This window comes from Planctomycetota bacterium (genome assembly GCA_016872555.1).
Lineage (GTDB): Bacteria > Planctomycetota > Planctomycetia > Pirellulales > UBA1268 > F1-20-MAGs016.
In genome coordinates, this window is record VGZO01000011.1 from 93,219 (window position 1) to 107,481 (window position 14,263).

Annotated in this window: 12 protein-coding genes; 6 read left to right on the forward strand and 6 right to left on the reverse strand. The window is 70.9% G+C overall.

Annotation, left to right across the window (positions count from 1 at the left end; all coding sequences use genetic code 11):
* Positions 1–23 precede the first annotated feature (23 nt).
* On the reverse strand, positions 24–1,400 hold the full coding sequence (locus tag FJ309_05790; protein MBM3954113.1) for a DUF4147 domain-containing protein: 1,377 nt from the start codon (positions 1,398–1,400) through the stop codon (positions 24–26).
* Positions 1,397–2,251, reverse strand: coding sequence for a hypothetical protein (locus tag FJ309_05795; GenBank protein ID MBM3954114.1), 855 nt, complete (start codon positions 2,249–2,251; stop codon positions 1,397–1,399). Before FJ309_05795 ends, FJ309_05790 begins: the two co-directional genes overlap by 4 nt.
* Positions 2,252–2,480: 229 nt before the next feature.
* Here FJ309_05795 and ribB point away from each other — a divergent pair, with 229 nt between their 5' ends.
* The 3 genes from ribB to FJ309_05810 all read left to right on the forward strand — a co-directional run bounded on the left by ribB (position 2,481) and on the right by FJ309_05810 (position 7,516).
* Positions 2,481–3,689, forward strand: coding sequence for a 3,4-dihydroxy-2-butanone-4-phosphate synthase (gene ribB, locus FJ309_05800; GenBank protein ID MBM3954115.1), 1,209 nt, complete (start codon positions 2,481–2,483; stop codon positions 3,687–3,689).
* Positions 3,690–3,810: 121 nt separating this feature from the next.
* Positions 3,811–4,761: a hypothetical protein gene (locus FJ309_05805; protein MBM3954116.1), complete on the forward strand. Its 951-nt coding sequence runs from the start codon at positions 3,811–3,813 to the stop codon at positions 4,759–4,761.
* A gap of 151 nt (positions 4,762–4,912) precedes the next feature.
* Positions 4,913–7,516 carry a TPM domain-containing protein gene (locus FJ309_05810; protein MBM3954117.1) on the forward strand — a complete coding sequence of 868 codons (2,604 nt, stop codon included), beginning with the start codon at positions 4,913–4,915 and terminating at the stop codon, positions 7,514–7,516.
* A gap of 52 nt (positions 7,517–7,568) precedes the next feature.
* Here the strand turns inward: FJ309_05810 and FJ309_05815 are convergent, their stop codons facing one another.
* The gene (locus FJ309_05815) at positions 7,569–8,618 is read right to left on the reverse strand and encodes a PDZ domain-containing protein (GenBank protein MBM3954118.1); all 1,050 of its coding nucleotides are present in this window, start codon (positions 8,616–8,618) and stop codon (positions 7,569–7,571) included.
* 530 nt (positions 8,619–9,148) lie between these two features.
* Here FJ309_05815 and FJ309_05820 point away from each other — a divergent pair.
* Positions 9,149–10,054, forward strand: coding sequence for a hypothetical protein (locus FJ309_05820; GenBank protein ID MBM3954119.1), 906 nt, complete (start codon positions 9,149–9,151; stop codon positions 10,052–10,054).
* A gap of 488 nt (positions 10,055–10,542) precedes the next feature.
* Here FJ309_05820 and FJ309_05825 read toward each other — a convergent pair whose 3' ends face one another.
* The gene (locus FJ309_05825; GenBank protein MBM3954120.1) at positions 10,543–11,682 is read right to left on the reverse strand and encodes a DUF1559 domain-containing protein; all 1,140 of its coding nucleotides are present in this window, start codon (positions 11,680–11,682) and stop codon (positions 10,543–10,545) included.
* A gap of 89 nt (positions 11,683–11,771) precedes the next feature.
* On the opposite strand from FJ309_05825, the gene FJ309_05830 reads away from it, so the two are divergent.
* Positions 11,772–12,104, forward strand: coding sequence for a hypothetical protein (locus FJ309_05830; GenBank protein ID MBM3954121.1), 333 nt, complete (start codon positions 11,772–11,774; stop codon positions 12,102–12,104).
* Positions 12,105–12,312: 208 nt separating this feature from the next.
* On the opposite strand, the gene FJ309_05835 is transcribed toward FJ309_05830, so the two are convergent.
* Positions 12,313–12,561, reverse strand: a complete 249-nt coding sequence (locus FJ309_05835) for a hypothetical protein (GenBank protein ID MBM3954122.1) — start codon at positions 12,559–12,561, stop codon at positions 12,313–12,315.
* A gap of 74 nt (positions 12,562–12,635) precedes the next feature.
* Positions 12,636–13,811: a DUF1559 domain-containing protein gene (locus FJ309_05840; protein MBM3954123.1), complete on the reverse strand. Its 1,176-nt coding sequence runs from the start codon at positions 13,809–13,811 to the stop codon at positions 12,636–12,638.
* 31 nt (positions 13,812–13,842) lie between these two features.
* On the opposite strand from FJ309_05840, the gene FJ309_05845 reads away from it, so the two are divergent.
* On the forward strand, positions 13,843–14,263 hold a 421-nt coding region (locus FJ309_05845; GenBank protein MBM3954124.1), incomplete at its 3' end, for an ISAs1 family transposase.

Below are 14,263 nucleotides of genomic sequence, written 5' to 3' on the forward strand. Positions count from 1 at the left end.
GCAGGCGCGGGTCGGGCCCGCGGTCACAGGCGCGCGAGCACGACGCGCAGGTCGGCGACGTTGGTGCCGGTGGGACCGGTGACGATCAGGCCGCCGCCGCGCGACAGGAGCGGGCCGGCGTCGCAGCGCGATAGCGCCGCGGCGACCGCTCCATGCGCCCCTGCCAGCCGGCGCGCCACCGCGGCGTCGACGACGCCACCGGCGGCGGCGGTCGGGCCATCCTCGCCGTCGGTGCCGAGGCTCGCGATCACCAGCCCTTCGGGCCACTGGCCGCCGGAGCCGTCCGGTTCCGGGGCGAGCGCGCGCTCGAGTGCCGCCAGCACCGTCTGCTGGTTGCGTCCTCCTTCCCCATGGTGGTCGGGGACACGGACAGTCGCCTCACCCCCCTCGATCCACGCCAGCGCCGCTCCCTCCCGGCGCGACGCCGTCAGCAGGGCGTGGCCGATCCCGAGGAGTCGGTGCCCCGCCTCCTCGGCCGGTTCGTCGGCCGCCGGTGGTCGCGGCGCGTCGACGGCGATCCGGTAGCCGAGGTCCTGGGCGGCCGCCCGCGCCGCCGCGACGGCGGTGGCGTTGTTGCCGACGACACGGTGGCTGACGTGGCACCCCAGCGGTGTGGTCCAGTCGGGGCCGGTCGGCCGGGGCACGGCCGCCGGACCTACTGCGCCGGCGAGCCGGGCGCGGATCGCAGGGGCCGTCGCGGCGGCGATCCGGAACTGCTCGAGCACGGCCCGGGCCGCCGCCGGATCGGGCGGGGCGGGCATGCAGGGACCGGAGGCGATCAGGTCGAGCGGGTCGCCGATCACGTCGGAGAGGACGAGCACGACCATCCTCCCGGCGCGGCAGGAGCGTGCCAGGCCACCGGCCTTGACCCGGCTCAGCGCCCGCCGGACGGTGTTGAGAGGCCCGATTCCCGCCCCGGCGCGCGACAGCTCCCTGGCCACGCCGACCGATTCGGCAAGCGCGATCCCTTCGGACGGTGCCTCGAGCAGGGCCGAGCCGCCGCCGGTGATCACCGCGATCGCCAGGTCGTCGGGAGCCAACGCACCGACCAGGTCGAGGATCTGCTCGGTCGCCGTGACGACCGCGGCGGTCGGCTCGTTGCACCCCAGCGGACGCGTCGCTCGGATTTCGATCCCCCCGCACCATGCCCCCAGGCCGTCGGGCACGCTCACCAGGCCGGTGACGCGCTGCGGGTCGACGCCGTCGCCGGCGAGTCTGGCCGCGACCACCGCGGCCATCCCGGCCGCCGCCTTGCCGGCGCCGACGACGGCGATCCGGCCCACGTTGCCGACGGGGATCGCGTCCGCCGGCAGCGCCCCGACCAGCGCCCCGGGAGTGACCGCGGCCAGGGCCGCGCGCCAGATCCGCGCGGCGTCGTCACGCGGCGGGCCCGGGGTCACGGCGCGGAGTCCGGGGAGAGGTTCTTCGGGTCGAAGCGCGACAGGTCGATGCCCCCGCGCGCCTCCTCCTCGAGCAGCTTGACGCGCATCTCGAGCCGCTCGAGGCGGCGCGCCAGCGCCGCCGGCGACTCGGCGGCGACACCGGCCGGCGCGGGGCGCGGCACCGCCGGATAGCCGAGCTGGCGCTGGAGGGCGGCGAAGAAATAGATCGGATCCTTGCCGCGGTTGGCCCGGGCGATCCGTCCTTCGCGCTCGCCGAACAGGATCACCCGGTCGGGGCCGGTGTCGGGGCGGCCGGCGAGCAGCGCGTCGCGTTTTTCCAGGCGCCAGTACTCGGGGCTGCGGACGCTCACCAGATCGGCGAGGTCGACGAGCCCGACCTGGCGCGACACGGTGCCGATCCACTCCTTCCAATCGCCGTCGAACAGCGGATCGTCGGCCACCGCGAGCAGGCCCCGGGCGTAGTCGAGGCGGTTGCGCGACAGGCTCTCGAGCCGGTAGAAGAACAGCCCCTGGGGCGTGGCCCCCTCGGCCCGGTAGGTTGCCTCGCGTTCCAGCACCGCCAGGGCGGTGCGGACGTCGAAGCGCCCCGACTCCTCCTCCGCCTCGTGCATCACGAAGGTCTGGAAGGCGCTGAAGTAGTGGGGCAGGCGGGCCATCGCCGTCGACAACGTGCCGACGAGCTTCAGTTCGCCGACCATGTAGTCGATCGCCATCGGCAGCTTCGACGTCGCCAGCACTTCCTCGCCGATCGCGCGGAGCGCTTCCTGCGCGGCCACGCCCCCGGCGATCCGCTCCGCCAGCACCCGGAACAGGTAGGCCTGTTCGATGTATTCCTCACGGTCGAGCATGCCGTTCTCCGCCGCTCCCGAGGCCCTCTCCGCCGGTCAGTCTCCAGCGGCATCCTATAATCGGGGTGCCGCTGGACCGGCGCCGGAAGAGGTCCGAGCCGCCCGTGGACGACGTGGGCCGGCGCCGGAGGCCGGCGATCCGGGAAACCGCCGTGGTTTCCCCCGGCGCGAGCAGGGACGAAGGCCAAGGCGGGCTTCGGCGACGGGCAGCGGGACCGCAGGGTTTGAGATGCCGCAGCAATTTTCCACCGTCGAGGCCGCCGTCGCCGCCATCCGCCGCGGCGAGATCGTGATCGTCGTCGACGCCGAGGATCGGGAAAACGAGGGAGATTTCGTCTGTGCCGCCTCCCTGGCCGGGGCGGCCCAGGTCAATTTCATGCTCCGTCACGGCCGTGGCCAGGTATGCATGCCGATCCTGCCCGACCTCGCCCGGCGCCTCGACCTGCCGATGATGGTCGAGACCAACTCGGCCCCGTTGGGCACGGCGTTCACGGTTCCCGTCGATCACGTCTCGGCGCGGACGGGGATCACGGCCGCGGAGCGGGCCACGACGATCGCCGCGATCCTCGATCCGGCGACACGCCCCGCCGACCTGGTGCGGCCGGGTCACCTGTTTCCCCTCGTCGCCAAGGAGGGAGGCGTGCTGCGGCGGGCCGGCCACACCGAGGCGGCCGTCGATCTTGCCCGGCTGGCCGACCTCCCTCCCGCCGGGGTGCTCTGCGAAATCCTCGACGACACCGGCAACCGGGCCGATCGGGCCACGCTGTTCGCCCTGGCGGCAGAACACCGGCTCGAGATCATCTCGATCGAGGAGCTGATCCGCCACCGCCGCGTGCGCGAGAAGCTCGTCGAGCGGATCGCCGAGGCCGACCTGCCGACGCGTTGGGGACCGTTCCGGATCATCGCCTACGACGTCCGCTTCGAGGCCCAGCAGCCGATCGTCCTCGTGGCCGGCGACCCCGCCGCCGCGCCGGCGGCATTGGTCAGGATTCACTCGTCGTGCTTCACCGGCGACCTGCTCGACAGCCTGCGCTGCGACTGCGGCGACCAGCTCCACATGGCGCTGGAGCTGATCGGGCGCGAGGGGAGCGGCGTCCTGGTCTACCTGCCGCAGGAGGGGCGCGGGATCGGCCTGGTCGAGAAGATCCGCGCCTACCAGCTCCAGGACCGCGGCCTCGATACCGTCGAGGCCAATCTCGCGCTCGGCTTCAAGGCCGACGCGCGCGACTACTGCATCGGCATCCAACTGCTCAAGGACCTGGGCTTGCGCCGGGTGAGGCTGCTGACCAACAACCCCAAGAAGACCGACGCCTTCATCTACGGCGGGTTCGATCTCGAGGTGGTCGATCAGGTGCCGATCCTGCCGCCGGTGCACGAGTACAACCGGCGGTACCTGGAAACGAAGCGGGAAAAGCTCGGCCACCGTTTCCCGGGCTGAGCGCCGCGCGTGGTCCGGCGCTGGCATGGAGTGCGCGGCCAGCCGCCGGATACACTGCACGTTCGAGAGGCGCGAGGCCACCGGGCCACGTTACAGGAACCCTCCGACAGGGAGCCTTGGCATGCGGCAGTTCGCGACGTTTCCCGGGTGGAGTCCGGCCCGTGGTGGGGACCGTTCCTGGCGACATGTCCTCGCCGTCGCCAGCGTCGTCCTCGGCACGTGCCCCACGGGGGTCGCCGTCGGTGACACCGCAGCGCAATCGTCCGCTGCCGCTGCGGCGCCGGCCAGCCCCGGCCCTGCTCCCCAAGGGCCGCTGCTGGTCGACCAGATCCTCAGGCGCTACGACCTCAACGGCGACGGCAACGTCGACGAGATCGAAGCGTCGATCGGCCAGGCGAAGATCCGTCGTCACCGGTCCCAGCAGCGCGCCGAAAGCAGCATCGATCCGGTCACGTCGCGGCCGCGGTCGCAGTCGGACCCCACGGCCCCGCTCGGGTTCCATCCGGGGGGCACGACCGCGGCGGAAACCCCTTCCCCGCCCGCTGCTCCCCTGACCGGTTCGGCAGGCTCGTCCCGGTCGGAGCCGGCGGGGACGAGTGCCTCGGCAGACCGGCAACGGCGGATCATGGAGGTGATCGATCCGCGGCGCGGTCGGACCACCGATCCCGACCCGCGCGGCGGGACCGGCGCGGAGGCCGCTCAGCGGGGAGCCTCGACGACTCCTGCCCCCACGACGCCGCAGCCGTTCGGCTGGATCCCCGGCGGCGACGGCACGGTGTTTCGGGGAGGAAGCTATCCACTGCCCGATCGGTCACGCTCCTCGGCGTCGCGGCGTGGAGGCGGTGCCGGGCCGCTCCTGTCGGGCAGCCCGGGAGCGGCACCGCGTGGCGGCGTTCCGTCACAAGCGCGCCCGGGATCGGGCACCGGCTCCACACGCTACACGACCCCTCCCTCCTCGCGCGCCACCGTGCCGCAGCCGTCACGCGGCGGTGGCAAGACATCCGGCTCGTCGGCTGCCCCGTCGGGGAGTGGCGCCGGGGGTCGCGCCGGGAATGGCTCCGGGGGTCGATGACCGCGGCCGCGGCGGGCCGGTTTTTCCGCGGACTGTCGGTCGTAGCCGCGGCGACGGGTCCGCCGGCCCGTAGAATTCCCGTCCGATCCCCCGCCGGGTGGATGGCAGGGTGTTGCCTGCCCGGGTGGACGTGGTGCGTGGAGCGAGGATCGTGATGCGTTCCCAGAGCGGATTGGTCGTGCGCCGAGGCTTCGCGGCGGTCGTGGTGACCGTGGCCCTGTTCGCCGTGCTGCCGGTGGCGTCGGCCCAGGAGGGGGAGAGCGCGACAGGCGGCGTCGCCGTGGGTGGGGTTCCGGACACCTTCGACCGGCTCCGGGAAAAGATCGCCGCGGTCCGCAATGAATCCGGCCGACAGTACCGGGTGATCGTCCTCGGCGACGGCGACGGGCGGTCGGCGACGGAACTGCTCGACGACGTCCTCACGCGCTGGCAGCGGCAGCGCGACGACAACTCCCTCTCGGGGCTCGGGGCCGGGTTCGAACCCGACCGCGACGTGACGATCCTCGTCGACCAGCAGGGCCGGGCGATCGCGATGCGCGTGCCGGAGAAGCTCCGGCGCCAATCGGGGCTCGACGAAAAGACGATCCGCTCCGACCTCATCGAGCGCGTGTTCGCGGCGCGGGCCGGCGATGCCGGTGTCGCCGACGGGTTGGAAAAACTGATCGCCGCGACGGAGAACCGGATTCTCGAGGCCGCCAAGCGGGAGCAGGCGCGGGTCGCCGCCGAGCAGGCGCGGGAGGAATCGGCGCGGATGTTCCGCACGCAGACCCTCCCGGCACTGCTCGTCGGCTCGGCGCTCGCCCTCGGGCTGGCGGCCGTCGCCGCGCAGTGGCTGCGCCACCGGCGGATCGTGCGCGAGGCCCGGCGGAAGATGGCGGCGTTCAAGGAGGAGGTGGTGGCGCTGTCGGACCTGCTCGACGAGCAGCAGGAGCGCCACCGCATGCTGCCCCACGCCGATCCCGATTTCCGGACGCCGATGCAGGGGCAGACGCAGGCCACCTACGAAGGCGTTCAGGAATCGATTCTCCGCTACCGTGAGCGCTGGCTGTCGCTGATGGAGGTCTGGGAGAAGGCCGAGAACCGCATCAAGGACGAGTGGTGGCTGGGAACGGCGGCCTCGCGCGACGTCATCTCCCTGCTCGAATCCGCCGCCGCCCGGCCGCCGCTCGCCGATGTCGCCGGTGCCTGCCGCGCACCGCTGGATCAGCTCGAAGCGGCCCACGAGACCGGCCGCGACCTGGTCGGCCGCCTCGAGACACGGCTCGGGGCGGTCGGCAAGCGCGTGGCGGCCCTGGCCGCGCGGGGACGCTCGGGGGCGTCGTTCCAATCGGGCCTCGCCGAGGCGAGCCGGGCCCTCGATCTGTCGCGTCACGACGTGGAGAGCGATCCCGTCATGGCCCGCGGCCGCTTGGAGGGGTCCCTGGCGGCGCTCGACCGTGGCGACGAAGCCCTCGCCGCGTTCGAGGCGGCCGACGACCGGCGCAAAGGCGTGGTCGGTGCGATCGACGGGGCCGAGGCCCTCGTCCGCACGCGGCGCGCCGAAGGCTGGTTGCTCGCCGAACCGGGTGCCGATCCGGCGACCCACATCGCCGCAGCGCGGCACCACGAGCAGGTCGCCGCCGGGCTGCTCGACGCCGGCGAAGTCGAGGCGGCCGCGGGCCATCTCGACGCCGCCGACCGTGAGGTTGGCGAGACCCTGGCGCTGGTGGAGAACGTCGCCGCGGCCCGGAAGCGCTGCGAGGAGCTGCTGCCGACGCTGGTCGCGCGGCTCGACGGCTTCGCGACGGCGCGACAGACGGCGACCGACGCGTTGCGCTGGCTGGCGGCGGCGGCGGCCGATGACTCGTGGGACGACATCGCCGACAATGTCGCAAAGGCCGACGAGGCGCTGTCGCGGGCGCGGGCCCTCGTCGGCGAGGCGCGCGTGGCGGCCGAACCCGGCCGGCAGCATTTCTTCCGCGCCGTCGCGCTGTTCGAGGAAGCCGCCCGGCAGGTGGACTGGGCCTTCGGTTGCCTTTCGGCCATCGGCGAGCGGCAGCGCGAGATCGCGACCCTCGCCGAGGTGCTTCCCGGCCGGATCGCCGACTCCGGCGAGCGCTTCGCGGGCCTCTCGGAGCGGCTCGATCGGCAGCGCACCGACCGGGCCCGGGCCAACGAACAGTGCCGCGAGGCGGGGCGACTCGTCGAGGTCGCACAGCGCTCCGTCCGCGTCGACCGGCCCGACTTCCCGCGCACGGCGCAGGTCGTCGACGCGGCCGACGTCGCCCTGGCGCGCGCGGTGGAACTGGCCGACGACGACGATCGGCTCGCCCACCAGGCGGCCAGCGCCATCGAGGAAGCCGACGGCCTCGTCAGGCGCGTCGCGTCGTGGTACGGCGACGGGGTGTCGGCCGACGTGACGGGAGCGGTCAGGGCCCTCGATGCCGCCCGGACGGCTCTCCACGCAAAGCGCTACGAAGACTCGATCGCGGCGGCGGGCGAAGGCTCGCAGCTCGCCCGCGAGGCCCATGCGGCCGCCACCGCCGAGGCCCGCCGCCGTCGTCAGCAGCGCGAGATGGAAGCGCAGCGGCGGCAGATGGAGGAGGCGTTCGTCAGGATGTCGCGCGGATCAGGCCCGTGGGTCATCCAGCTCCCCACCGGGCGGATCGCCGGGCCCGATCCGTGGAGCACGCTCGGGCCGGGAGGGCGTGGCGGTGGCGGTAGCGTGACGGGCGCCGGCGGATGGTCGAGTGGCACGGTCGAGGGGCGCTGGTGACGGTCCCGGGCCCGGTGTGGATGGGCCGCGGGCACACGTCGCCCCGTGACGGTCAGCGGATGTCGACCGGCGCGACGGGAAGCGTCGGCGTCTCTCCCGGGTTGCTCCGGGAGCCCTGAGGCTCGGAAGGTCGAGGAGACGCGTCCCGCGCTGGCTGAGAACGGGTCGCGACCCTGGCACCGGGCTGTGCACGGTATTCGCGCGCCGCGATTTCCCGCTCCAGGGCCTCGACACGCGGTCTCACGGGCAGCGGCATCCGTGCCCGCTGTGCCGGCGTGTCGATCGGACCGTGGAACAGCACCCTGCCGCGGCGGTCCTGGACGAGGAGTTTGAGCCCGTCGCCGGGAGTGAGCTTGATCGTGTAATCGGGGCCGGAGTCGACAAGCGTTCCGTCGTCGAGCCGGTCACCGACGGCGGCGGCCGTCAGCGGCTGGCTGGCGCCCGCCGGGACCACGGTCGACGGGGTGGTCGCTACGCTACTCCCACCCGCGCTGGTCACCGTGCCGGCCCTGTCCGCGGCGCCGTCGGGGGGCGCGTCGACCATCACCGACGGGTGCGGTGGTGCCGCGGCGCGATCCTCGCCGCGCGGTTGGGGCCAAGCACCGCTCGCCCCCGCCACGGGGCGGCCGGACAGCGAGACGGAAACCGGCTTGCCGCCGCGGATCAGGTTGCATTCGAGCGCCGCGTCGGAAGGCGACGAATCGATCAGCGCCTCGAGATGCTCCGGCAGGAGGAGCCACTGCCCGTCGAGGGCCACCAGCACGTCGTGCCGGCAGATTCCCGCCCGGGCGGCGAGTGAATCGGGAGCCACGCTCATCACCACCAGGCCCCGGCCGCGCGGGAGCGCGAGCTGCTCGCGGATGATGTCGGGTGCCCGCGCCGTGACCATCCCGGCGGAGGGGAGATGGCGTCCGGTCGCGGCGATGTCGCCGACGGGAAGGATATGGCTTCGCAGCGGTGCTGCGGCGGGGGTGGCCGCGGCGTCGGTCGGGCCGCGTTCGACGGGCGGATCACCGAGGGCCGTGGCCGCGAACGCGACGAGGCATCCGCCGAGCGTTGACGAGACATCCCGCAAAGCGATCCGTCGATGGGCTGTCGGCATGGCACGCTGACCAGGAGAGGGGCGCGGACGGAGACCACCACGGAGGCTTTTGACGTTTCCGTGCCGCGGGGGCCAGAGAGGTTTTCCCGGTCGGGCGTACGCCGCGGAGGCGGGTGAAACGGGGGGGCCTGGCGAGGCTGTCGACTCCTCGCGCGATCCCGTAAGCCGGGGCGGTGGGGAATCGTGGACCGGCGGTCACCCCATCGGCCGAACGAACGCTCCCCGGGAGGCCGATGGACGGCTGGGAGGGTTCGCCGGCGCGGACCTGCCGAACCGGTCCCGCGGAGCCTCGATCCATGACAGCGGTCTGCCATTTTCACCGCCACCCGTCGTCCTCCTGCATCACGGCTGCGGCGCTCGGCATGGCGCTGGTGTTGACCGCAGGGTCGGCGCGAGCCGACGACGGCGATGCCGTGCCCGACACCGCGGCCGTCGTCCCCACCGCCACGGAAGGCGACGACGACGAGGACGCGGTCGCCGAGGAGCGGCCGGTCGCCCCCTCCGCCCCCAAGGCGCCTCCGCGCCGGCCGGTGCTCGTCCCGGGCACCGGCGAGGTGCTCGCCGCCGTCGGCGATGACTTCGAGGACGAAGGGTGGTCGTGGAATTACGCCCACCCGAAGAGCTCCGAGGAGCAGGACAAGCGCGTCCGCACGCCGACCGCCCGGAGCCGCAACGGGAAGTGGTTCGAGGGGCTGAAGCGCGGCACCCCCGACGTCGTCAAACGGATCCCGCTGCCATCTCCCGGCCTCGAGGGGAGTGAGCACGGCCTGCTGATCGCCACGCTCCGCGCCGGGATCCCCGGCCGGATCACCTACCAGGCCCACCAGGACGACCTGATCCACAACATGCAGCGGGTCACGGGGCGTGGCATCCCCGCCGCCGACAGCCCGAGTGTCGTGACGCGCGTCTATCTGCCGCCGTTCGAGCAGTGGGAAGACCGGAGCGGACCCACGTTCGGCTTCCGGGCGGGCTGCTACACCTACGCGATCATCACCGCCGACGATCATCCCGACGAAGGCGAGTGGGGCCTGGAGGAGTACTGGCCGGGGATGTTCATCTGCTTCGAAAGCGCCCATGACGGCCGCCGCAAGGAAGATTCCGCCTACCTGCGGATTCGCGGCGGGCGCAACGGCGGCGAGATCCGCGGGCCCCAGATCAGCGAACTGGGATGGTGGACGCTCGGGCTGTCGTTTTCCCCCGACGGCCAGGTCCACTACTTCGCCAGCCCGGGCGTCGACGAGCTCACGATGGACGACTACATCACGTCGCAGTACCCGTATGGATACAAGACGCTGTGGTTCAAGACGTTCTTCTACAACGTCCTGTCGCGCGACGACGGCAAGACCTGGAGCACGCCGTGGGTCGTCGACGACCCGAAGGTCTACCGCGTGCCGCGGCCCCAGGTCGCGCGGACGAAGCGCTCGACGACTCGCTGAACTGGAGCGGAGCGCCTCGAAAAAACACAGGACCCCCGCCCTCGCGGACGGGGGTCCTGCGCCCTGCTTCTTCACCATCCCTGCTCCGTCCCGACGACCGGCCGGCGACCGTCTTCAGTGACGGTCCACCACGCCGTGCGGCGGAACGATTTCGTCGTGCGGTCCCCCGCCCGCGGCATTCCCCGGCGGGGAGCGCCGCATTGGGTCAGGGAGCGTCGATCGGTTGCGCATACTGCGGTCCGGCGGGCTTGCCCGCCGCGGGTTGTCCCGGAGTCGGCGCCGACGGGGCTCCACTGTTCATACCCTTGGGCCTGAGGTTGGAAGACGCCGCGCCGGGAGCCGCCGTCGGGACGGTGCCCGCCGGTTTGGCCCCGCCACAGCCCGCAGCCAGCGCGGCGGTCACGAGAACCGTTCCCACTGCCAGACGACACGAATCGACCATGGTTGCTTTCCTGGAAGAAGGAGACGAGAACCTGCCCCGCTGACGGTCAGTCGAGAGTGACGTTGTCACTGTCCTGGGCACCGCACAACGACACCCAGGTGCCGTAGGCGGTCGACGGCGACAGGGGGCGCACCGAGCCGTCTCCGAACAGCGTCATCATCAGGTTGGCCGCGTGCATGCTGCTCGGCAGGCCCCACGAGAAACCCTTGCCGTTGGTGCCGCAGTTCTCGCCGGCGGTGTTGCCGCAGCAGTTGCCGTTCGTGCCGTCCGGGCAGAACCCGAAGTCGGCGTAGAACGGCGCGTGGCCCCACGTCATCCCGGTCCAGCCGTTGCCGGCGTTGCCCGCACCCCAGTCGATGAAGCCGCCGGCCGTCTCCTGCATGAAGATCGTCTTGCTCGTGCCGTCGCTGACGGCCGACAGCTTCACGCCGACGGCCGGCACCTTCAGGTACATTCCGGGGCTGGTCGTCGAGGAGGTGTTGGTCTTGTCGCTGTACTGGAACGGGCCGATGTACTGGCGCAAGGCCACGTCGGTGATTAAGCCACGGTTGAAGAGGTAGTCGGTCAACGCGAGGCCGTCGACGGCGACCGGGGTCGATGCCCGGCTGTAGATGTAGAAGCTGTACATCGGCGACGAGCCCAGCCCCGAGCCGGCCCCGACGAGGTTGGCGCGGAAGTCGACGTTGCCATACCCGACGGCGGTGATCTGGATCACGCTGTTGATCGCCGACGCGTTGTTGGTCGAGAACGACGACGGGCAAAGGAACGACGGGACGGTCGGCTTGGAGACGCCGAACCGGCCCTGCGGCGGCGACGAGGCGCGCGGCACGTTCCAGGCGACGCCCGACGCCCACCAGCTCGCCGTGGTGCTGATCTGGCCGTTGTCGAACGTGGCGTGGGTGTTGGTCTCTTCCATGTAGGGCAACAACCGCCAGTGGACGCCGTTGAACCTCTGGTCGGCACCGGGGGGCAGCGTCTTGTTGTTGCTCTCGTAATTGAGGATCCCGAGGCCGAGCTGCTTCATGTTGTTGGTGCATGCCGACCGCCGGGCCGCCTCGCGCGCCGCCTGCACGGCCGGGAGCAGCAGGCCGACGAGTGTGCCGATGATGGCGATCACCACGAGAAGTTCGACGAGCGTGAAGCCCCGTCGCCGCGAGCCGGCGTGGAGCCGATCGAAAGCGTTCATGGAAGGATCCTTTGAAAACAGGGATGAAACGAAAAACACAGGGACTGACAACGGATCAAGATTGAAGACTGTCGACGGGAAGAAAACCGATGAATGATCCCGCCGTGCTGGTCACCGATTCAAAACCGCGCTTTGTCATCGACCCACACCGCGCGAGGTTCCTCGACCGAAGCGGCACGGACGTGCGCGCGCACACGCGCGAGCTCAACGCCGTGTCGTCAGCGATCGAGCGGCAGTGGCTCCGCCTCCACCCAAAACCCCATCTCTTTCTTAAGCCATCCCAACGAAAAATCAACAATTCAGCAAAGGTCATGCCACAAGCGTGCAGGTGCTGTTTTTCAAATAGTGCCGATAAACGTCGGTTTTCCGGCAAATTCGCGGCGAACCGGCGAGTGCTCACGACCTGTCCGTGCCTGATTTGAAGATTGTGCTGCCCGCAGAATGCGCAGGGCTGGGAGGCAGCGGCGCTGGCGGACACCCCCTGAACGAGGGTGTGAAACGCCTTGAAAACGAGCGAGGCCACCGGACCGTTCGATCCGGTGGCCTCGCCACAATTGAGCACGCGTCCGGATCGACCGCTTCGCGCCCCCGCCGAATCACCCCGGCGGGAACCGCGTCACGGCTGTCCGGTCAGGGAGTCTCGATCGGCTTGTCGCTGACCGAGTCACCGCGCGACGGCGGCTGCGCCGGAGTCCCAGCGGCCGCCGCCGGGGGCGGACTCCCTTCGCCGACCGGGCGGAGGTTCGCCCCGCCCCCCTGCCGCTTGGGAACACTCGCCGCCTGATTGCCGCCGCTGCAGCCGCAGCACAGGGCCAAGGCGACAAGCGAGGCGCTGGCGAGAAGGACGCCAGTGCGATTGCCAGGAGCAGTCATGATCATCGTCGAGGATTCCCGTTTGGAGGAGTGCCCGCGCGGGGCGAGAGCCGAAGACACCGGACGACACCGTCGACGCATCAGTCGATGTTGACGATGTCGCCGTCCTGGGAACCGCACAGCGATGCCCACGTGCTGTAGTCGACCGACGGGCTGGTGAACCGCACCGATCCGTCGCCGTACAGCGTGCCGATCAGGTTCGCCGCGTGCATGCTGCTCGGACGGCCGGCTCCCTTGCCGTAGCCCTTGCCGTTGGGGCCGCAGTTGTCGGTGGCGGCATTCCCGCAGCAGTTGGGATTGGTGGCATCGGGGCAGAACCCGAAGCTCGACGTGAACGGGGCGTGACCCCACGACATCGCGCCCCAGCCCTGCGGGGTGAAGCCCGACATGAATCCGCCGGCACTTTCCTGCATGAAGATCGTCTTGCTCGTGCCGTCGGTGACGGTGGCGATCTTCATTCCGACCGCGGGCACCTTGAGATACATGCCAGGGCTGGTCGTGGAGGAGGTGTTGGTCTTGTCGCTGTACTGGAACGGTCCGAGGTACTGGCGATAGGCCATGTCGTGGATGTAGCCACGGTTGTAGAGATAGTCGGTCAGGGCGAGGCCGTTGACCGCCGTCGGATTGCTGGCCGTGGTGTAGTAGTAGGTCGTCAGCGCCAGCGCACCGGTGGCGACGCCGGTCACGCTGCCACGGAAATCGACGTTGCCGAAGCCGTGGGTCGTGATCTGGACGACGTTCACGATGCTGCCCGGGCTGCTCGCAGCCATGCCCGACGGGCAGAGCCAGGTGTTGATGCCGGGCTTGGCGACGCCGAAGCGCCCCTGCGGGGGCGTGGCGGCGCGGGGCACGTTCCACGCGACCCCGGACGCCCACCACGACGCGCCGGTGCCGTACTCGCCGTTGTCGAAGGAAGTGGCTGCCGCGGTTTCCTCCATGAACGGCAGCAAACGCCAGTGCATGCCGTTCATCCGCTGGTCGGTGCCCGGCGGTAGTGTCTTGCGGGTGGACTCGTGATTGAGGACACCCAAGCCGAGCTGCTTGAGATTGTTGGAGCACTGGCTGCGGCGGGCCGCCTCACGCGCCGCTTGGACGGCGGGCAGGAGCAGGCCGACGAGGGTGCCGATGATGGCGATCACCACGAGCAGCTCCACCAGCGTGAAGCCACCCCGCGGCCCAGGGCAATCGCATCTTCTGAGAGCGGCACAAGTATTGCGGTGAGTCGTCGAAAGGCAAGCGGGCGGCGGTGGCCGCACGTCGTTTCGCCTGTGTCACGGAGGACGACTTGTGATTGTTTCAACGACGCCGGTAATTCGTTCACACTTCGAGGACCTGACCGACCCACGGATGGAGCGGACGAAGCGTCACCTGCTGATCGACATGGTGGCCATCGCCTTGTGCGCGGCAATCTGCGGGGCGGAGGGCTGGGCTGACGTCGAGCGGTTCGGCAAGAAGAAGAGGGAATGGTTTGCCCGGTTTCTCGAGCTTCCCAACGGCATCCCGTCGCACGATACGTTTGGGAGGGTGTTCGCTCGACTCGACTCGTCCGAGTTCTACGCCTGCCTGCAACGATGGATCCGGTCGCTTAACCAGGCGGTTTCGGATCATGGAGTGCGGCTGGATGGCAAGACGCTCCGGCATTCGTTCGATACGGCTGCAGGCAAGGATGCCCTGCACCTGCTCAATGCATGGTCCAGTGATCTTCAGG

Coding starts and splice junctions, on each gene's coding strand:
- FJ309_05795 (MBM3954114.1), bottom strand. CDS start 2,251: ATGCTCGACCGTGAGGAATACATCGAACAGGCCTACCTGTTCCGGGTG.
- FJ309_05805 (MBM3954116.1), top strand. CDS start 3,811: ATGCGGCAGTTCGCGACGTTTCCCGGGTGGAGTCCGGCCCGTGGTGGG.
- ribB (MBM3954115.1), top strand. CDS start 2,481: ATGCCGCAGCAATTTTCCACCGTCGAGGCCGCCGTCGCCGCCATCCGC.
- FJ309_05815 (MBM3954118.1), bottom strand. CDS start 8,618: ATGCCGACAGCCCATCGACGGATCGCTTTGCGGGATGTCTCGTCAACG.
- FJ309_05830 (MBM3954121.1), top strand. CDS start 11,772: ATGAATGATCCCGCCGTGCTGGTCACCGATTCAAAACCGCGCTTTGTC.
- FJ309_05835 (MBM3954122.1), bottom strand. CDS start 12,561: ATGATCATGACTGCTCCTGGCAATCGCACTGGCGTCCTTCTCGCCAGC.
- FJ309_05825 (MBM3954120.1), bottom strand. CDS start 11,682: ATGAACGCTTTCGATCGGCTCCACGCCGGCTCGCGGCGACGGGGCTTC.